Origin of the sequence: Kordia sp. SMS9 (genome assembly GCF_003352465.1) — a bacterium.
Classification (GTDB): Bacteria; Bacteroidota; Bacteroidia; order Flavobacteriales; family Flavobacteriaceae; genus Kordia.
In genome coordinates, this window is the sequence record NZ_CP031153.1 from 1,774,959 (window position 1) to 1,792,470 (window position 17,512).

A 17,512-nucleotide genomic window follows, 5' to 3' on the forward strand; every position below is an offset into this window, starting at 1 on the left:
TGACGAAGGTTTTAACTCGCTATTGACATAGTTGCTACACTAATTGTAATATTTGGTGTTTTTTGAAGTGCCAACGCGCAAGCTTCCAAGGTAGCTCCTGTGGTAATAATATCGTCTACCAATAAAATGTGCTTTCCTGCGAATCTTTTAGAATCGGTAATCTCAAAAGAATGCTGTGCGGTTAACCAACGGGCTGCACGTTTCTTAAAAGCTTGTGTCTTTATATTCTGCGTTTTGATAAGAATATCAGCTACATACTCAGCATGTAAATGCGTAGCAAGTTGTTGGCCAAACGTCGTTACTTGATTGTATCCGCGTTTTCGCAATCGTTTTTTGTGCAATGGTACAGGAATGATGTAGTCAATAGTACTGTACGCAATCTCTTTTTTAAGTAGCTCACCCATCATATTTCCTAGAAAAGTGCCAATTTCTTGTTGACCTCTATATTTTAATTGATGTATAAGCTGTTGTACCGTGCCATGCTTCTTGTAGTGGAGCAATGCCGTAGCATTTGCAATATGAACACGACCATAAAAAGTATGCAATACAGGATTTTCTTTCTGCGTATGAAAATCAGTAAGTGGCAAATTGTAAAGACATTTCGTACAAACACACTTTTCTTGATGTCTCAATTTGTTGGAACATGCAAAGCAAGTTGCTGGAAAAAAGGAAGAAAGAATATTATTTAATATATTTGCCACACGTAAACGTTAAAATTTTAACAAAACTGATTTAAAAGTACTACTTTTTTATGAGTGGAGCTACAAAAGACACAATTCAAAAAATATTGCTGGTTGCACTTTCCGCGATGACGGTGTCTATGGTGTGCATTTCTGTATTCAACTATCAGGATAACAAAAAGAAGAATCAATATTTAAACAATGAAAAATCTTTGGTGCAGGAAGAATTGAAAGAAATTATTAAAAATTACGATCATCTTGCCAAAGAACACTCTAAAAATTTGGCGGAAGTGAACATGGAAAAGAAAAAAGCGGAAGAATTGCTTGATAATTTGAAACATACCGCACTAGATTATGAATCGATCCTAGAGTATCGCACAAAAATGTTGGAACTCCGAAAAGGAAATCTTCGCATGCAACGTAAATTACACAGCGGAATGTCTTCAGGAACTATGAATACAAGTTTCTAGCACAATCAACTTTAAACAAAAAGATTCACACAAAAAACACGCTACTTTCTGAATATTTTCTTTACTTCGCGATATATTCAAAAAAACACTAAGTACTAAAAACTTCCTCGATTGGATCGACTAAAATTTTTCAGAGAAGCCATACGCGATATCAAAACCTCTGGAACTATTGTTCCAAGTTCTCGTTTTCTAACAAAACGAATGGTAAAGCATATCGATTTTGATACCGTAAAAGTCATTGTTGAATTTGGGCCTGGAAATGGAATCATTACGAAAGAAATTTTAAAAAGAATACAACCACACACCAAATTAATTGCTTTTGAAATCAACGATCGCTTCTTTGAATCGCTGGAAAAAATAAAGCATTCGCAATTAATTATTGAAAAAGTGTCTGCTGAAAACATTACAGAAGTACTCCAAAAACACGGTTTTAACAAAGTAGATTGTGTCATTTCTAGTTTGCCTTTTACAAACATTCCCGATGAAATTAGCGATCGTATTCTCAGCAATACGTACAAAGCAATGGAAGCTGATAGCCTGTTTGTACAATACCAATATAGTCTTACGTACTACAAAAAACTCAAAGAAGTTTTTAACGACAACGTCAAGTTATCGTTTGAAGCATTCAACATTCCGCCAGCTTTTGTATACATCGCGCAGAAATAGCTTGTAGCTGATATACAAACGTTTTATATTTGCGCCATGGCAAAACAAGACGATCAATTTAAGAAAGTAGTATCGCACGCAAAAGAGTATGGATATATATTTCAATCGAGTGAAATATATGACGGATTGAGTGCTGTATACGATTATGCTCAAAACGGAGCAGAGTTAAAGAAAAATATACGCGACTATTGGTGGAAAGCAATGGTGCAAATGCATGAAAATATCGTAGGAATTGATGCTGCAATTCTCATGCATCCAACCACTTGGAAAGCTTCTGGCCACGTAGATGCGTTTAACGATCCTTTAATTGATAACAAAGATTCAAAAAAACGATATCGTGCGGATGTGTTGGTAGAAGATCACCGAGAAAAAATTGTTCAAAAAATAAATAAAGACGTTACAAAAGCCCAAAAGCGTTTTGGTGATGCTTTTAATGAAGAAGAGTTTCGCTCAACCAATCCGAATGTATTGCGTCGTCAAAAACAAATTGACGAAATTAGTGCAGAGTTGGCTCGCGTTCAGGAAGAAAGTGATTTGGAAGGTTTCAAGCAATTGATTGAAAACTTAGGAATTGCCGATCCTGTATCAGGTTCTAAAAATTGGACGGAAGTAAAACAGTTCAACTTAATGTTTGGTACGCAATTGGGCGCTTCCGCAGATAGTGCTACGAAAGTATATTTGCGACCAGAAACGGCACAAGGTATTTTTGTAAACTTTCTCAACGTGCAAAAAACAGGGCGTATGAAGATTCCGTTCGGAATTGCACAAACAGGAAAAGCATTTCGTAACGAAATTGTAGCACGTCAATTTATATTCAGACAGCGCGAATTTGAACAAATGGAAATGCAATTCTTTGTAAAACCAGGTACCCAAAAAGAATGGTACGAGCAATGGAAAGAAAATCGTATGAAGTGGCATTTGTCGTTAGGAATGGGCGAGGAGAACTACCGTTTTCACGATCATGATAAATTAGCACATTATGCAGATGCTGCGGCAGATATTGAATTTAATTTTCCATTCGGTTTCAAAGAATTGGAAGGAATTCATTCCCGTACGGATTTCGATTTAAAAGCGCACGAAGAATATTCAGGAAAAAAATTGCAATATTACGATAATGAAACTAAAGAAAGTTATGTGCCGTATGTGGTAGAAACCTCTATTGGATTGGATCGTATGTTTTTAGCAATTTTCTCAAACTCGTTGGTAGAAGAAACATTGCCAGACGGATCTACGCGTACGGTATTGCGTTTGCCAGCAGTATTAGCTCCGACAAAAGCAGCAGTTTTTCCATTAGTTGCCAAAGACGGTTTGCCAGAAATTGCGCGTAAAATCATAGATGATTTAAAGTGGGATTTCAACGTAATTTATGAAGAAAAAGATACCGTTGGACGTCGTTACCGCCGACAAGATGCCGCTGGAACACCATTTTGTATCACAGTCGATCACGATACGTTAGAAGACAACATGGTCACCATTCGTCACAGAGATACCATGGAACAACAACGTGTAAAAATTGAAGACGTTCGCAATATCATCAATAAAGAAGTAGACATGCGTATGTGGTTGATGAATATGTAGGTTCACATATAAACAGCATAAAAAAAGCTATCTAAGAAAATAAACTTTCTAGGTAGCTTTTTTATTTTCTAAAAGCGGAATTCTATAAAATACTACCTTGGATCTAAGATTCACGTGTACAATCATCCAATCCAATATTGCTATCACGATCAAAAATACTTCCAGGCTATCTTTAAGGGTATTACATTGTACAATAAGACATATTTAAAAAAGAAAGTATTTTAACATAGTTTTTACAAAAAATAAAATAATTATTGTAGTTATATACAAATATTAATTGTAATACTTTACGTTCATTCCGTAGTTATATTACGGTGATTTTCAGAAAGATACTGTAATTAGTTTTATAATTTTGAATCATTAAAAACCAAAAAATAAAAAACTATGAAAAGAATTAAAATTATTTTCGGCATCTTAGCTATGGTTGCCGTTATGATGACAAGCTGTCAAACAGATAGCGTAGAACAAACTCCTGCTGCGGAAGAAAGTAATAGTAGTAATGCAAAAAGAAGCGATATTACTAATGTAACGTACAATTACACTTATAATCGTCAGCGTTTTACCATAAATTATGCATTAGATGGTGAATCAGGTGAAGTACTAGACATGAATGGTGATACAGATGTAGCTTCTTCTTTTTTCCAAGGCTCTGAAGGGCCAGAAGCTGTATTATTTACGAACTTGGAAGACTACAATGAAGATCAACCAGACGTATTTATTGATGATTCTGGTGATGTAGTAATTGAAGCAGAATTGTTTGACACCAATGCAGATATGGAAGCTGCACTTGAGGAAATGGCTGGGCAACCATTAGAAACAAATAATGCTACAACTGAAAGTGATAGAGGAAATACAGCAACTCTTGAACATGGTAACTGTACAACATTTAGTTTCCCTGGTGGCGGTAGATTCTTTTATTATAGAAACAGAAACTACAGTGGTCTTATGCCAGCGTTGACAAAAAATAATATTAGAATTTCTCTTGATCACCAGTTTCCGGCGGCTGACGATAATGCTATGTCTTCATTAATTGTATTAAAACCTTTCAATGATTTTACATATACCATCATTTATGAGAATCCTTGTTTTACAGGAAGAAGATTAGTATTTGCTAGAGGAAGAGGGCCAAGTTTTGGAATACGTAACTTGAGAAGATATAGAATTTCTGGTTTCTTCTGGTGGAGAAGAACCTGGGACAACCGAGCTTCTTCTGTAATTGGAGCTTCTTTATAATATATTAATTATGTGTTATACAAAAGCCTATCGTGCATACGATAGGCTTTTATTTATCTAAATTTTATTTTTTTTAAAAACGATATCCCAAAGAAATTCCACCTCTAAAGGTAAATTCAGGTGAATCTTCGTCCAATCCAATGTTGCGACCACCACCAAGTGAAATTTCTAAAATAAATCCTCTTCGGTTCACCCATTTTTGACCAATGGACAATCCGATGGCAGCGTCAAAATAATCTCTGTCCTCATCATCAAGATCAAAAATATTATCATAATCTTCTCCAGAAGCTACTTTCACAAACGCTTCTGCAAACAAGCCTTTAGCTCCGTAATCTTCTCTATTTAAAAAGTAAAATCTAAAGAAAGGTGTAAAAGCAAATTTTTCATAATATCCATCGTCTGAGTCTCTAAAATTTAAAAAAAGTGACGCTCCGTACCCAAAGTCTGTGTCACTTACACGTTCATAACTCAAGTCAATCGCCGAAAAGAAAGCCGCATCAAAAACATCTAAACGGATTTCATGCTGGCGCTCACCTAAGCCATAACGATCTGTTGGCATCGTACTTTCAGTGTCTTGTGCGTGTGCTGCAAATCCTAAAAAAAGAAATAAAGTAAGTAATTTTGTAGTAAAGTTGTAATTCATAATTAACGATTTTATTGTTGTATGTTGCTCTTGCAACAACAATTATACCATTGATAGATGTGAAATTTAAAAAAAGGTTGCGTAGTATCTTGATTAAAAGAAAGCTCTTAGTTGTACATTTCCAGTGTGAATGGTCTGTGAAGCCTCACTTTTTCTGCCAAAATAGGAAAGATTCAAATCTAAAAACTTAGTCAATTTTTTCTGAATTAAAATGTTCCAAGTAAAGTTGGTGCCAGGTTGCAAACCTTCTAACATTTGATACCCTACAGGCGAAAAAGCATTCCCTGAAAAGTCATTCTGAAAGTAATTGAACTCACCATTCAGTGCAATTTTCTGCTGATTGTTATACGCAAATGAAAGTCCAACTTTTTGTTGTGTCAACGTTTCAGCATCGCCTACTTGATTTTCCTTGTTTTCATATTTGTAAAATACACTAAAACGACTGTTTCTACTAAATAAATACGACAAAGTTGGTTCTACTTTAAAAAGATTGATCTCAAAGTTTTTATTGAGAAAATTTTCTGAAATACTTTCGGTTGTTCCTGTACTGCTGATAAAATCGGTCAACCAAAACTTGCCGATTTTATGTGTAAATTGAACCTGATGCGACGTATTTATATTTTCTTGTGAACCGATCGAAAGCAAATTTTTTGCCTTTGCGTTCAAATACGTATACGAAGTGGTGTATTTTTGCTTTCCGCGATTATAAAAAAGGGCATTTCGCAAGGTTTGACTCAATCCCAAAACATTCTCATCTTCGGCATCGTCAAACGGATTGAAATTGAAATTATCATTTTCACGTCGAATCTTTCGGTCTATTAAAAATGAGGATTGATTGTAAAAATGCGATAAAAATTTCTTAATGCCTTTTGTCTTACTCGTATTCCATTGTGTTGGATTGAAAGTTACGACTTGACTGAATTTATTTTGATGCGTTTTAATGAAAATCTGATTGGGCAATAACACACGCACATAAATCGCTTCGTCGGGAAATTGTGCCAGTTCAAATTCGTCCAGTTCCTGAATACCATTTTCATTGTAATCAATCCAAGTATACACACCTTGTCCTTGATCGACTTGCACATAGGTAAATTCCTGTTGTGGCAACGTTCCCGAATTGGTTTCATACACCGTATTTAAGGTCACAATATTGTTAAACAATCGCTGTTGATATACCAAACGCGAATTCAACGAAGTTTCATCTTCCAAACTTTCCTCTTCTTGATTCAAAGTTCTGTAATTGACAAATAATGACAATTGTGTTTTTTCATTTTGAATTAATCGCGACTTTAAAAAGTAGGTGTTTGAGGTGTTTACGCGTTGCAAATTTCCATTGCGCAAACTATCATTCACACGAAATGTATAGCCAACTTCTGCATGAATTTTCAAACTGTCACCAACACCAATAAATCCTGTGTAGGCTTTAAAACGCTGACTTAATGGTGTAAAGATTTCCGTAGCAATTTCCTGTTGTTCATTGCTTTCAATATCCACACGTGCGCCAATCCAGCTTTTCTCAAAACTATACGCAGAACGCGCAAACAAGCGAAAGAAATCGGAAGTTGTCGTCGTAGTTTCGTTTGTTAAAAAGCTTCCGCTAGATTGTACTTGGAGTTTCCCAAATTTCAAATCAGAAAGTAATACATGCCGATTTCCAGTAGCGTTATTTTTAAAATCTAAATATTCAAAACGATATTGTGCAGTACCGTTTTTTTCGTTTGAAAAATTTAAACCTGTAGATAAAAACTGCTGATTTCCCGTGTTGAAATTGTTGTCTAAGTTCCAATCGCGATTAAATTCAATCGAATACAAACGCTCAATAGTTTGAAACTTCTCATCAATATGATTAAAATCGACAAAGCTGCGTATTTTCCATTTCTTGTCTAACAATTGCTGTTGCACACTGATTTTAGCAGCCAATCCTTGATTGTCGTCGTCATCCAAAGATGAAAATAAATTCTGATCAGTATCGCTAAAACCGACTTCAAATTTCACATCCGTTTTTTCGCTTGGCGTATACGAACCATTCACAACCGCCACTTGAATTTTGGTAGGTGAAACCAACTGCACAATCGGTTCGTAATTTCCTTGCGGAACACCTGCAATCGGTGGCACATATTCGTAAATACGTCCGTTGGAAGCGGTATTAGACAATACATAATTCCCTTGATTATCGCCCACAAGTGAAAAACGAACATCAAATAATGTATCATCAGGATTGTTGGAAAATACAAAAACTTCTATACCGCCAATAACTTCTTTTTTATATAAAATCCGATTTTCTGAAAACGCTTGTTCCACAGCAGATGGCGCTGTCATTAATTGTTGATTGTCTCCTGCATCGCGTAAAATTTGGACTTGTTCCTCTGATAAATTCTGCTGAATTGGCTGATTTTTAGAATCATTTTCTGAATACAAATATCCAGCAATTTTAAACTTTTCACGTTCATATTGCGCGCCGCCATACGCTACAAATCGTGTGTAATTATTGTCGGTAAACTGATATTCTACCGTAATTCGCATCTCAGAAGTGATTGGATACCGTGAGGTAAACGTAATTTCTCCCGCGTTGTAATCAATCACATAATCGTTGTTTTCTCCACGTTCTACGGGCAAACCATTCACAAAAACCGTTTCACTTCCCGAAATAATTAAAATAAATAATTCTTCATTCGGACCTGTCAATTTGTACGGTCCTTGATTTCCTTCCTGTCCTTGAAAACGACTTTGCGTATAGCGACCACGCACCAATGCTCCTGAAGCAAAAAGTGTGGTATTGCTATTTTCGCCAGGTAAATTTGCGGTAATGCCCACACCTTGTACTTTTTTCTGAAAGCGCATAAAATCGGTGGTTGTATTTGCCAGATTCACATCTCCTGCACGAATTTTCCAGCGTTTGCTTTCCAATTCAATAAATACTTGGTCAAACTCGTCCAAACGTTGTGAATACCCACTTTCCTGAATCGGAATGTTGGCATCTTGAATAGAGGCGCGCAAGGTAATATTTTCAGAGATTTTTCCCGAAATTTGCAAATCCAGTTGCGAATTCAACACTGAATTCTGATTGTTTCCTATAGTCACACCACGCGAAATGCTTCCCGACGTATTCAAACCATCAAAAAGCCGTGTATTTTTGGGTTCTTTATTGGTGCTTAGTGAGACAATTTTATCAATATCAATTGGATTTTGAACAATGATATTTTTATCAAAACCTGTATATTTTTTTGTTAAAAACTTTGGGTATTGGGTATAGCTTACGCGAATAGAATCGGAGTTGATTTTTGCCAAATCTAAATACAGTATGGCTTTCGTAAAGTCAATTCGGTACGCGGTAGCATCAATTGGTGCATTTTTTTTATCTGTAATTTTAAATTTGAATGGATTGATACTGACCGAATCGAGCACAATGGAATCTTTGACAGCCACTTTTTTAATACGGCGGTTTGTTGTTTGTCCCTGCAAATGCACAGTGAAAAACAAGCCGATACAAAAAAATAGAAAGAGTGACTTCATCTACAACTAAACTAATTCCGATCAAAAATATTTTAATTTTCGCAGGAAAAGAAGCTTTTTAGTGGAAACGATTAGAGAAGTTGATGAGTTTATAGGTTTATGTGTTTAAAAGTGGAAGTTTTTGAAGTAAATGAACGAATTTCCAAAAAACAACCGAATAACCAAGAAGTATAATAGTTTATAATTTCTTTGATACGTCTTTGCGAGAATTTTTCAAAAATTCGTGGCAATCTGATACTTCAAAGAACAGATACGTTCTACAATGAACAAACTATGACGTCCCTTTGCTTCTCGTAATTTTGGTTTTCAACGGAAGTAGTACTAAAAGAGTAACAACAAAAAACCAGCAACTAGCAACTAATTTAACTCTTCTGCCACAAACGCTTCACAAAACGCTTTAATGTGTTCGCGTGTTTTTTTGAAGGCATTAAAAATATGTGCTTCTGAACCTTTTACTTTTGAAGGATCTGAAAAGTTTTGATGAATTCGTTTTGCGTTTTTACTTGGAATAAACGGACAGTTTTCTTGCGCATGATCGCACACTGTAATGATGTAATCAAATTTAATATGTGCGTATTCAGAAATATTGTTAGAAGTATTGTTGGAGATGTCAATTCCGTCTAATTTCATAATAGCAACCGCTTTTTGGTTGATGCCATGCGTTTCAATTCCTGCACTAAAAATAGTGGCTTTTTCTTTGGTAAAATGGGTTAAATATCCATCTGCCATTTGACTGCGACACGAGTTCCCAGTACAAAGTACAAGTATGTTTTTCATAATATATGGTAGGTTGTTAGGATTAGCAATACAGCTAATTTTATGAAGCAATAGTAGTAAAAACCACATTAATTACTTAAAAAATTAACAGTTAATTACTATAAAAATAAAGAGAAGTGTGACTTTTATAAATATACTTAATGTTAAATAAATGTAATTTAACATTAAGAGAATCAGTGACTTGTTATTGTTTTTGACAGTTTACTTGCACTTTGACAAAGAAATCATTGATTTTACGACGGTATTGATTTAAAATATCTAAATCAATGGCATAAAACGTGTTTTTCCCTTGATATTTTTGCTTGAGTAAGTCAATTTTTTTGATCTCGGAAAGATGCTGTGACACTGTAGGTTGCGCCAATCCCGTAGCTTTTACCAAATCGTTACAATTGCAATATTCGTTTTGACTGATGTGTTGTATAATGGCAATTCGTGCAGGATGTCCCAAAACTTTCGTAATGGAAGCGGTTTCGTTTTGGTATTCGTCGAAGATGTGATTTTTTGTAATGCCCATAGCCTTAATTGTAACGTGATATTACAATAAAGATATAAAAAGCTAGAAACATTTCTAGCTTTTTATAAGTAACATTTATGTTAAGAATTTATTTTTTACTTCCGAAAAGTCGTTGAAAGAAGCTTTTCGTTTTTTTAGAAGCTTCGTCTAAGGTTTCTTTGGCTTCTTCTGAGAATTCTTCTAAGCGTTCACTAGCTTCTTCTGCAAATTCGCTTACTTTTTCTTTGACATCTTCAAATACTTCCTTTGCTTCTTCACTAATTTCTGCAAATTTATCTTTTGCCACATCTTTGTATTCATCATACTTTTCTTTGGCATCTTCGGCAAAGTCAGCCGTTTTTTCTTGCGCTTTTTCAGAGAATTCGGCAAATTTTTCTTTCGCTTCTTCAGCAAATTCAGCTGCTTTTTCTTTGGTTTCTCCAAAAACCTCTTTCGCATCTTCGGCAAAGTCGGCCGCTTTTTCTTGTGCTTTTTCGGAGAATTCGGCAAACTTTTCTTTGGCTTCACCGGCAAACTCCGCTGCTTTTTCTTTGGCGTCACCAAATGCTTCTTTGGCTTCTTCGGTAAAGTCGCTCGCCTTTTCTTTCGCTTTTTCTGCGAATTCCGAAGCTTTTTCTTTGGCGTTATGCAATGTTTCTTTGACTTCGTCTTTCAGTTCTTCCGCTTTGGAGTCTCTCACAATTTTTGCTTTGTGAACTTCCGCTTCAGGTTCGTTTGCTTTTTTATTTGATTTGTCGTTTTCTGCACTCATGGTGTTTCTTTTTTGATGATATCTTATTAGTTTGCAGGATTACTTATTTGTTACAAGTACATACTAAAAACTATTGAAACGCTGCATCTATTGGTTCCCAAAGTTCAATTTTGTTGCCTTCCGGATCAAGAATCCAACCAAATTTCCCATAACTGTATTCTTCTATTTCTCCCACAACCGTAACACCTTCTTCTTTGAGAATTTTTAACAATTCGACTAAATTTTCTACGCGAAAATTCATCATAAATTGCTTTTCGCTTGGCTGAAAATATTTAGTGTCGTTCGGAAATGTACTCCATTGCGTAGAACAGTCATTCCCTTCTTTATCTTTCCACCAAAAAGTGCAACCATAGTCATCTACGGGCAAGCCTAAATGTTTTCCGTACCAGTTTTTTAATCCTTTTGGATCTTCCGTTTTAAAGAAGAATCCGCCTAAACCTGTGACTCTATTTTTCATCTGTTCGTTATTTAATTGTTGTTTGTTATTCTTCTTTTTTGTGTAAAACTAATGCAGATCCTAGTGAAATGATTGTGCCTACAACGAGTACCATCATAAGTGTGATAAAAAATACGATGGTGGCGCTTTCAAATACTTCGCTACGGAGCATAATAGATTTTTTTTCAATATACACGGCTGCTGCCGATAAATTTTGAGTGTCTAATAAACCATATTCATAGGCAATGTAATTTTCTACAAAATCAGGGTTGATACTAGTAATGTAAATCGCATCAATCAAACCAAAAGCAATTGCGGAAAAAGAGGCAATTCCAAAACCAATAGTGAATGCTTTTTTAAAATCAATTTCACCATCAAGATCATGATTTTTATAATGTTTGATACCAAAATAGACAAATACTAAGGAAGCTACAATGGTTGCGTAGCCAATAATTCCATGGGTTTTAAACGCTAGTGCATATCCAAAATAGAGTGCTAACGAAAACAGTACAGATGCTAAGATAAAACTATAAATTCCGTATGTGAGCACTGTATTTTTCATGATTTTTTTGCTATTTTAATGAAAATGCACTTTGAATTTGTCTACAATCGTTTGTGCCAATTTTTCTTTGCTTTCCACAGTCCAACCTGCAACATGCGGAGATAAAAGCACATTTTGTGCCTGAATTAAATATTGAAACGCAGCTGGCATTTGATCGTCTTGAAATAGATTTTCAAACGAACTTTTTTCATATTCCAACACGTCCAATCCTGCACCTAAAATTTTCCCGGATTGTAAGGCTGCTACCAAATCTTGTGTCACCACACTTTTGCCACGCGCCGTATTGATAAACCAAAATTGATGTTGAAATGCTTCGATGAATTCTTTGTTTATCATGTTCATCGTGAGTGGCGTTTGTGGTGTATGCAAACTTAAAACTGTTGCACGTTTTTGCAATTCAGCCAATGAAACTTGCGTAGCATTTTCGTCACCGATATTTTCTTTTAAATCATAAAAAAGGACTTCCACCTCAAAACCGCGTAGTTTTTTTGCAAAGGCTTTTCCCATGTTTCCATAGCCAATAATTCCAACGGTTTGCCCATCGAGTTCCACACCGCGATTGGCTTCACGCAACCATTTTCCGTCACGCACTTCTTGATCGCCTTTGTTGAGTTTGTTCATCAGCGATAATAACATTCCTAATGCATGTTCTCCAACAGCATTCCGATTGCCTTCTGGAGCCGCAATGAGTTTGATGCCTTTTGCTGCTGCAAATTCTCCATCAATGTTTTCCAAACCTGCGCCCACACGACCAATAAATTTGAGATTCGTCGCTTTTGCTAGAAAATCCGCATCAATTTTGAAACGACTTCGAATGATAAAACCATCATAGTTTTTAATTTTCGCTGCTATTTCTGCTTTACTCGACGTATAATCTTCATGATTTGTATGTCCCAAAGCGGCAAATTGCTCCAAAAGCAACGGATGATTTTCATCTAAATGTAAAATGTTCACTTTTGTTAGATTTTTGGATATTCGGTTTGAGTTTTTTCGTGTTGTACATCGCCTGTGTGTGCTGTCGTGAGTTTTTCAAAAAGTAATAAATGTACTTCTTCGTCATCTTTTGTTGCAGGACAATGTTCTACACCTTTTGGTACGACAATGATTTCTCCTTCGTTTACCGTCACAGTTTTATCGCGAAACTTCATGTACAAGGTTCCTTTGATTACTTGAAATAGTTCGTCTTCGTCATCGTGTTTGTGCCATACAAATTCGCCTTGAATTTTAGCTAAAATTACTTGCATGTCGTCAACCACAGCAATTTGTCGTGGATGCCATTGCGTGTCAACAAGTTTAAATTTGTCTTTGATATTGATTGCGTTCATGGAACTAAAGTACGAGATTTTAGAATGTCTTCATCATAATATTAAATACAAAATCTTCTTTTCCAATGCTGAAACTGTAGGAATCGTATTTTTCAAAGTTGTGTCTGTTGTAAAAACCAATGGCGCGTTCGTTGGTGTGTAAGACCGAAAGCCACAAGCGTTTTACCTTGAGTGTTTGTACTTCTTTGAAGAGTTCGTTTTGTAATTTGGTGCCGATTCTATGCGCTAAATAATCTTTGAGCACATATATTTTTTGCAATTGCGCGGCTTGCTTGTACGAGCTATTCGGTATAGGCGATCGCTTTTTGAGTTTGGCATATCCTACAGGAAGTTCGTCGGCATACGCAATCCAGAATACGTTTTCTTCTTTTTTTAATGAGGAAGTAATTTTTTCTAAAGAAAAGGTTTTGTCAAGATACGCGCGTAGGTCTTTTTTATCACGAAACAGATTTCCAAAGGTTTCTGAAAATGTAATTTTTGCTAGTAATGAAATAAATTTTGCGTCCTTAGGAACTGCTTTTCGGATGGTATGCTTTTCCATGCTTTTTCTAAAACCTTGATCTGTAGTTGTGTTGTATTGCGCTTCTTTTTGTAAGTAAACGACACAAAAAGCAGAATAGTATCAAGATTGTTTGAAAGTTTGTAAATCAATGTTGATTTGCTGTAAATTTTCTTTCAAAAAGATGCCTTTTACTTTAAATTCAATTGCCAAGACACACCAAATCGGTCTTCAAGAAACGTAAACTTTGAGCTGAAACCATAATTGTCTAACGGCATTAGAATTTTTCCGTTTTCCGATAGTTTTGCTAGAAGGTTTTCAATTTCTTCGTTGGTTTTGCATTCTACCCAAATAGAAACTGCGGGCGAAAATCCCCATGCATGCTTTATATAACTATCGCTACACGCAAATCGACTTCCGTTCAATTCAAAGGTTGCCACCATGATCGTTCCTTCTTTGGCTGGACCATCTTTTCCATAACGCTGTACATCTAAGATGTTGGAATTTTCAAATAAACCCACATAGAAATTCATGGCTTCTTCGGCATTGTTTTCTTGAAATGTCAAAAACGTTTTGATTGGTTTTTCCGCAGGCATTGACGCTTTTTCTTTTATGTTTTGTAGCAAACTATCAATCTTGGTTTTTAGCAACGTTATTTTTTCGTTAGCCTGTTCATTTAGTTGATGATCTTTACAACTACATGTCAGTACAATGATTAATATGACTAGAATTTTTTTCATTTTGAAAGATTTTAAAGTGTTTCTACAAGTTGTATATTATTTCCACAAGTGTCGTTTAACACGGCAACTTTTACAGTTCCGACTGTGGTGGGTTTTACACTAAATTCCACGCCAAGCTTTGTCAATCGGTCATATTCTTCATCAACACTATCTACATCAAACTGTGTGTATGGAAATCCTGCTTCCATCAACGCATCTTGAAATACTTTGCTAGGTTCAAAGTGTAATGGTGCTGGTTCTAATAACAATTCTGGACCGTCTTGCCAATCTTTTGAAACCAAGGTCAGCCATCTATTTCCACCTTCTAGTGGCGTATCTTTCTTTTTTAGGAAACCTAATTTTTTTGTGTAAAATTGCAATGCTTTTTCTTGATCGCGAACGGGAATGCTGATGAGTGTTACTTTCATGTCAGTTGTTTTTTTATGATAAAATTCAAAGCTACTGCTTCAAACGTTTAGATGCTTCTCGAAAGTTGCTCTTTTTGGTATTCGCTAGGCGATTTGCCTGTTTTGACTTTAAACAATGCACTAAACGAACCTAAACTTTCAAATCCGACTGCAAAACAAGTTTCCGTCACTGACATGCCGTTTTTTAGTTGCTCTTTCGATTTTGCAATGCGAATATCTATCAAATATTGTCTCGGCGTCATGCCATAATATTTTTTAAAAAGGCGTAATAAATGATATTTGGAAGTAAAGCGAATGTGCGAAAGGAAATCTAAATTCAGTGTGGTTTCATAATGATTTTCAATGTAATTCTTTGTCGCAATCACCGTTTCCAATTGTTTATCATTGGAATAACAACGTTCTTTAATTTGTTGTATTTTACTTTCGTAAAAGGTCATGTTGTGTGTTGAAACGTGTTTTTAAATCGTTGCTAAGTGAGTATTACAGGAATTTCTGTTGTTTCATACTAGCAAGTTAATTTGCTTATACAGCTTTAGTTATTGACTAAAGCTAACAAGAATTTTGATCATTTTCAAAGTAACAGACGTACTTTTTTAAATTCCAATGATCAATTTCGCAATTAAGAAGTAAATTAAAATTCCGAAGATATCGTTGCTCGTTGTGATAAAAGGTCCTGTTGCAATGGCTGGATCAATGCCGCGTTTGTCTAAAAATAACGGCACAAAGGTTCCAATGATTCCTGCGACAATGATGACAATGACTAATGATGCCGAAATTGCCAATGCTATGATCGGATTTTCTTTCCAAATCCAAACGACAAAGAATAGAATAATTGCCAACGCAATTCCGTTCAACAACGCCAACAACATTTCTTTCCATAAACGCGTATTGATGCTTCCTTTAATATCGTTATTTGCCAAACCTTGCACAATAATCGCGCTCGATTGTACGCCCACATTTCCCGCCATCGCGGCAATCAAAGGTGTAAAAAAGAAGAGAATGGCGTGATTGCTAATCATTTCTTCAAAACCTTCCATAATGGCTGCCGCACCAATTCCACCGACCAATCCTAAGAATAACCAAGGTAAACGTGCACGTGTGAGTTGCCAAATGCTATCATCGGCTTCTACATCTTGTGTAATACCAGCAGCTAATTGGTAATCTTTTTCAGCTTCTTCACGAATGACATCTACAATATCATCAATTGTAATACGCCCTACCAATCGCTTCATTTCGTCTACTACGGGAATGGCTTCCAGATCGTATTTTGACATGACTTTGGCAACATCTTCGGCTTTGTCATGCACATTTACATAATCTACTTTGGGAATATATACATCTTTAATTGGCGTTCGCGTGGATGTTGTGAGCAAGTCTTTTAATGAAAGTCTTCCTTTCAACGTATCTTCATCATCTACCACATAAATGGAATGCACACGGGTGACTTCTTCTGCTTGTTTGCGCATTTCTTTTACGCAAGTCATCACATTCCAATTTTCGTTCACCCAAACCAATTCTTTTGCCATTAATCCACCTGCGGTATCTTCATCATAACGCAGTAATTCTACAATTTCCTTGGCATGTTCGCGGTCTTCTAACTCTGAAATTACAGCTTCTTTTCGTTCTTCAGGAAGTTCCGAAATAATATCTGCTGCATCATCCGTATCGAGTTCGTCAATTTCTTCGGCGATTTCTTTGGCAGAAAGATTTTCCAGAATTTTTTCACGTACGTCATCATCAACTTCCGTAAGAATGTCCGAAGTTTTTTCACTGTCTAACAGCTTGATGATATACGTAGCTTCTTCAAGATTTAAATCGTCAATAATTTCAGCAATATCCGCATAGTGAACTTCTTCTAGTAATGCTAGAAGTGCCGGATCTTTTTGTTCCTCAATGAGTTGTTGTACATTCTCAATGAGTTCATCGCTGAGTTTAAACGGAGTCATTTGCTATCTTGATGGTTAAATCTACAAAACCTTGCACACTAAGTTGCTCTGGTCGCAGCCCAAAGATAGTATCTTCTTTTAAATTATCGGAAAGATTGAATGTTTTTAAACTGTTACGAAGTGTTTTTCTTCGCTGTTGAAACGCCATTTTTACCACTCGGTAGAAGAGTTTTTCATCGCACGGAAGTGTATAATTTTCTTTTCGGATGAGTCGCATCACACCAGAATCTACTTTTGGTGGCGGATTGAACACGTCTGGCGGCACTGTAAATAAATATTCTGCTTCGTAAAAAGCTTGGGTCAACACCGACAAAATTCCATAAGTTTTGTTGCCATGTGGTGCGCAAATACGTTGTGCGACTTCCTTTTGAAACATGCCGCTAAATTCAGGAATTTGATCGCGCAGTTCTAAGGTTTTAAATACGATTTGTGTGGAAATGTTATATGGAAAGTTTCCAATGATGGCAAACGGTTCGTCGTGAAACGTATTTTTGAGATTGTACTTTAGGAAATCTTCTTCCAAAATACGATCGGAGAGTTGTAAATAATGTGCTCGCAAATACGCAACTGATTCTGTGTCAATTTCACAAACGTAGGTTTTGACGGGTTTTTCGAGTAAATATTTGGTCAAAACGCCCATGCCTGGACCAATTTCCAATACATTTTCATAGCCTTGCAGCGAAAGCGTGTCAGCAATGCGTTGTGCGACTTCTTCATCTTTTAAAAAATGCTGTCCTAAATATTTTTTGGGGCTGACCTTGTTGCTCATGTG

The 17,512-nt window shown here is 35.9% G+C and carries 20 protein-coding genes; 4 read left to right on the plus strand and 16 right to left on the minus strand.

Translation table 11 applies throughout. The features are described 5' to 3' along the window. Window positions 1-11: 11 nt before the first annotated feature. A complete protein-coding gene (locus KORDIASMS9_RS07655; RefSeq protein ID WP_240321153.1) occupies window positions 12-587 on the minus strand; it encodes a ComF family protein in 576 nt (191 codons plus the stop codon). Between the two features lie 164 nt (window positions 588-751). On the opposite strand from KORDIASMS9_RS07655, the gene KORDIASMS9_RS07660 reads away from it, so the two are divergent. The 4 genes from KORDIASMS9_RS07660 to KORDIASMS9_RS07675 all read left to right on the plus strand — a co-directional run bounded on the left by KORDIASMS9_RS07660 (window position 752) and on the right by KORDIASMS9_RS07675 (window position 4,627). Next, entirely contained in the window at window positions 752-1,150 is a 399-nt protein-coding gene (locus tag KORDIASMS9_RS07660) for a hypothetical protein (RefSeq protein WP_114902283.1), read from the plus strand. Window positions 1,151-1,261: 111 nt separating this feature from the next. After that, window positions 1,262-1,816 carry a class I SAM-dependent methyltransferase gene (locus KORDIASMS9_RS07665; RefSeq protein WP_114902284.1) on the plus strand — a complete coding sequence of 185 codons (555 nt, stop codon included), beginning with the start codon at window positions 1,262-1,264 and terminating at the stop codon, window positions 1,814-1,816. Window positions 1,817-1,852: 36 nt separating this feature from the next. Beyond that, window positions 1,853-3,394, plus strand: a complete 1,542-nt coding sequence (locus KORDIASMS9_RS07670; protein ID WP_114902285.1) for a glycine--tRNA ligase — start codon at window positions 1,853-1,855, stop codon at window positions 3,392-3,394. A 432-nt stretch (window positions 3,395-3,826) separates the two neighbouring features. Continuing rightward, entirely contained in the window at window positions 3,827-4,627 is an 801-nt protein-coding gene (locus KORDIASMS9_RS07675) for a hypothetical protein (protein WP_162819812.1), read from the plus strand. 73 nt (window positions 4,628-4,700) lie between these two features. Here the strand turns inward: KORDIASMS9_RS07675 and KORDIASMS9_RS07680 are convergent, their stop codons facing one another. The 15 genes from KORDIASMS9_RS07680 to rsmA form a co-directional block, all read right to left on the minus strand. Beyond that, on the minus strand, window positions 4,701-5,270 hold the full coding sequence (locus tag KORDIASMS9_RS07680) for a DUF3575 domain-containing protein (protein WP_162819813.1): 570 nt from the start codon (window positions 5,268-5,270) through the stop codon (window positions 4,701-4,703). Window positions 5,271-5,363: 93 nt separating this feature from the next. Beyond that, window positions 5,364-8,783 carry a hypothetical protein gene (locus tag KORDIASMS9_RS07685; RefSeq protein ID WP_371412759.1) on the minus strand — a complete coding sequence of 1,140 codons (3,420 nt, stop codon included), beginning with the start codon at window positions 8,781-8,783 and terminating at the stop codon, window positions 5,364-5,366. Window positions 8,784-9,140: 357 nt separating this feature from the next. Then, window positions 9,141-9,560: an arsenate reductase ArsC gene (locus KORDIASMS9_RS07690; protein ID WP_114902288.1), complete on the minus strand. Its 420-nt coding sequence runs from the start codon at window positions 9,558-9,560 to the stop codon at window positions 9,141-9,143. 184 nt (window positions 9,561-9,744) lie between these two features. Then, window positions 9,745-10,074, minus strand: coding sequence for a helix-turn-helix transcriptional regulator (locus KORDIASMS9_RS07695; RefSeq protein WP_114902289.1), 330 nt, complete (start codon window positions 10,072-10,074; stop codon window positions 9,745-9,747). Between the two features lie 88 nt (window positions 10,075-10,162). Then, window positions 10,163-10,825 carry a hypothetical protein gene (locus KORDIASMS9_RS23130; protein WP_162819814.1) on the minus strand — a complete coding sequence of 221 codons (663 nt, stop codon included), beginning with the start codon at window positions 10,823-10,825 and terminating at the stop codon, window positions 10,163-10,165. A gap of 70 nt (window positions 10,826-10,895) precedes the next feature. Next, the gene (locus KORDIASMS9_RS07705; RefSeq protein ID WP_114902290.1) at window positions 10,896-11,282 is read right to left on the minus strand and encodes a VOC family protein; all 387 of its coding nucleotides are present in this window, start codon (window positions 11,280-11,282) and stop codon (window positions 10,896-10,898) included. Window positions 11,283-11,307: 25 nt separating this feature from the next. Continuing rightward, window positions 11,308-11,823, minus strand: coding sequence for a DUF4199 domain-containing protein (locus KORDIASMS9_RS07710; protein WP_114902291.1), 516 nt, complete (start codon window positions 11,821-11,823; stop codon window positions 11,308-11,310). A 15-nt stretch (window positions 11,824-11,838) separates the two neighbouring features. Further along, complete coding sequence (locus tag KORDIASMS9_RS07715) at window positions 11,839-12,777, minus strand: 2-hydroxyacid dehydrogenase (RefSeq protein ID WP_114902292.1); 939 nt, start codon at window positions 12,775-12,777, stop codon at window positions 11,839-11,841. A 5-nt stretch (window positions 12,778-12,782) separates the two neighbouring features. Next, window positions 12,783-13,148 carry a cupin domain-containing protein gene (locus tag KORDIASMS9_RS07720; protein ID WP_114902293.1) on the minus strand — a complete coding sequence of 122 codons (366 nt, stop codon included), beginning with the start codon at window positions 13,146-13,148 and terminating at the stop codon, window positions 12,783-12,785. A 19-nt stretch (window positions 13,149-13,167) separates the two neighbouring features. Beyond that, window positions 13,168-13,689, minus strand: a complete 522-nt coding sequence (locus KORDIASMS9_RS07725; protein ID WP_114902294.1) for a GNAT family N-acetyltransferase — start codon at window positions 13,687-13,689, stop codon at window positions 13,168-13,170. A 149-nt stretch (window positions 13,690-13,838) separates the two neighbouring features. Next, complete coding sequence (locus tag KORDIASMS9_RS07730; protein WP_240321154.1) at window positions 13,839-14,387, minus strand: VOC family protein; 549 nt, start codon at window positions 14,385-14,387, stop codon at window positions 13,839-13,841. Between the two features lie 11 nt (window positions 14,388-14,398). Next, window positions 14,399-14,794 (minus strand): VOC family protein, encoded by a 396-nt coding sequence (locus KORDIASMS9_RS07735; protein WP_114902295.1) that lies wholly within the window; start codon window positions 14,792-14,794, stop codon window positions 14,399-14,401. A gap of 47 nt (window positions 14,795-14,841) precedes the next feature. After that, entirely contained in the window at window positions 14,842-15,231 is a 390-nt protein-coding gene (locus KORDIASMS9_RS07740; protein ID WP_114902296.1) for an AraC family transcriptional regulator, read from the minus strand. A gap of 156 nt (window positions 15,232-15,387) precedes the next feature. Next, window positions 15,388-16,740, minus strand: coding sequence for a magnesium transporter (gene mgtE, locus KORDIASMS9_RS07745; protein ID WP_114902297.1), 1,353 nt, complete (start codon window positions 16,738-16,740; stop codon window positions 15,388-15,390). Next, window positions 16,727-17,509 carry a 16S rRNA (adenine(1518)-N(6)/adenine(1519)-N(6))-dimethyltransferase RsmA gene (gene rsmA, locus KORDIASMS9_RS07750; protein WP_114902298.1) on the minus strand — a complete coding sequence of 261 codons (783 nt, stop codon included), beginning with the start codon at window positions 17,507-17,509 and terminating at the stop codon, window positions 16,727-16,729. Before rsmA ends, mgtE begins: the two co-directional genes overlap by 14 nt. Window positions 17,510-17,512 lie beyond the last annotated feature (3 nt).

What these genes read in the sequence shown, in the direction of transcription:
- KORDIASMS9_RS07680 (WP_162819813.1), bottom strand. Translation starts at nt 5,270, where the DNA reads ATGAATTACAACTTTACTACAAAATTACTTACTTTATTTCTTTTTTTA.
- mgtE (WP_114902297.1), bottom strand. Translation starts at nt 16,740, where the DNA reads ATGACTCCGTTTAAACTCAGCGATGAACTCATTGAGAATGTACAACAA.
- KORDIASMS9_RS07695 (WP_114902289.1), bottom strand. Translation starts at nt 10,074, where the DNA reads ATGGGCATTACAAAAAATCACATCTTCGACGAATACCAAAACGAAACC.
- KORDIASMS9_RS23130 (WP_162819814.1), bottom strand. Translation starts at nt 10,825, where the DNA reads ATGAGTGCAGAAAACGACAAATCAAATAAAAAAGCAAACGAACCTGAA.
- KORDIASMS9_RS07720 (WP_114902293.1), bottom strand. Translation starts at nt 13,148, where the DNA reads ATGAACGCAATCAATATCAAAGACAAATTTAAACTTGTTGACACGCAA.
- KORDIASMS9_RS07735 (WP_114902295.1), bottom strand. Translation starts at nt 14,794, where the DNA reads ATGAAAGTAACACTCATCAGCATTCCCGTTCGCGATCAAGAAAAAGCA.
- KORDIASMS9_RS07740 (WP_114902296.1), bottom strand. Translation starts at nt 15,231, where the DNA reads ATGACCTTTTACGAAAGTAAAATACAACAAATTAAAGAACGTTGTTAT.
- KORDIASMS9_RS07730 (WP_240321154.1), bottom strand. Translation starts at nt 14,387, where the DNA reads ATGAAAAAAATTCTAGTCATATTAATCATTGTACTGACATGTAGTTGT.
- KORDIASMS9_RS07690 (WP_114902288.1), bottom strand. Translation starts at nt 9,560, where the DNA reads ATGAAAAACATACTTGTACTTTGTACTGGGAACTCGTGTCGCAGTCAA.
- KORDIASMS9_RS07670 (WP_114902285.1), top strand. Translation starts at nt 1,853, where the DNA reads ATGGCAAAACAAGACGATCAATTTAAGAAAGTAGTATCGCACGCAAAA.
- rsmA (WP_114902298.1), bottom strand. Translation starts at nt 17,509, where the DNA reads ATGAGCAACAAGGTCAGCCCCAAAAAATATTTAGGACAGCATTTTTTA.
- KORDIASMS9_RS07710 (WP_114902291.1), bottom strand. Translation starts at nt 11,823, where the DNA reads ATGAAAAATACAGTGCTCACATACGGAATTTATAGTTTTATCTTAGCA.
- KORDIASMS9_RS07705 (WP_114902290.1), bottom strand. Translation starts at nt 11,282, where the DNA reads ATGAAAAATAGAGTCACAGGTTTAGGCGGATTCTTCTTTAAAACGGAA.
- KORDIASMS9_RS07725 (WP_114902294.1), bottom strand. Translation starts at nt 13,689, where the DNA reads ATGGAAAAGCATACCATCCGAAAAGCAGTTCCTAAGGACGCAAAATTT.
- KORDIASMS9_RS07685 (WP_371412759.1), bottom strand. Translation starts at nt 8,783, where the DNA reads ATGAAGTCACTCTTTCTATTTTTTTGTATCGGCTTGTTTTTCACTGTG.
- KORDIASMS9_RS07660 (WP_114902283.1), top strand. Translation starts at nt 752, where the DNA reads ATGAGTGGAGCTACAAAAGACACAATTCAAAAAATATTGCTGGTTGCA.
- KORDIASMS9_RS07675 (WP_162819812.1), top strand. Translation starts at nt 3,827, where the DNA reads ATGATGACAAGCTGTCAAACAGATAGCGTAGAACAAACTCCTGCTGCG.